The following is a 696-nucleotide window of genomic DNA, read 5'->3' as shown; positions in this document are numbered from 1 at the left end:
AATCAGTCCTTGAGCGAGTTTCTGAGATACAATCAGCAAAATGCTGAGCACCACCATCACGCAGATCGTCACGGTCAACAGAAGTTATAACCACGTAATTGAGATTCATGTCAGCGATGGCTTCGGCTAGCTCTCGGGGCTCATCTTGATTTAGCGGCTTTGGACGTCCATGCGCGACATCACAGAAAGGACAACGACGCGTACAAATATCCCCCATGATCATAAACGTGGCAGTGCCACCACCAAAGCATTCACCTAGGTTCGGACATGATGCCTCTTCACATACCGTGTGCAGTCCGTGCTTTCGCAACTTGTCCTTAATTTCGCCAATTCGAGGCGTTGCAGGAATTCTCACGCGAATCCAATCAGGCTTTCGCGGCATCGTTTCGGTAGGAATCACTTTAATTGGAATGCGGGCAACTTTTTCAGCACCGCGCAACTTTTCACCAGCCACGACTTTTTTAACGGACGTCTTTTTAGTTTCTTCTGTCATAACGAATCTGTAACTTCAATGTTGGTCTGCCGATAACAAAATAATGAACTTAGGGCATCTACGAGGCAGTTAGAAAATTCTGTAATAGAGACCTCAGGGCAATAATCTCTCAGCTGAGCCATTTGTAAACCTTGGTAGCCGCAAGGATTAATACGAAGCCAAGGGCTTTGATCCATATCGAGATTTACACTCAGACCATGAAA

General features: G+C 46.1%; 1 protein-coding gene and 1 pseudogene. Both read right to left on the bottom strand.

Translation table 11 applies throughout. The annotated features are described in order from the left end of the window. The coding region (locus A3762_RS07535) for a radical SAM protein (RefSeq protein ID WP_369820673.1) at positions 1–493 on the bottom strand (493 nt) is incomplete at its 3' end. Then, a pseudogene (locus tag A3762_RS28785) lies at positions 490–696 on the bottom strand (octanoyltransferase); the annotation flags it as partial. The gene A3762_RS07535 and the pseudogene A3762_RS28785, both read right to left, overlap by 4 nt.

It is taken from the genome of Oleiphilus sp. HI0125 (assembly GCF_001635355.1).
Note: the sequence above shows the minus strand (reverse complement) of the source record. Positions and strands in the feature narration are given on the sequence as shown.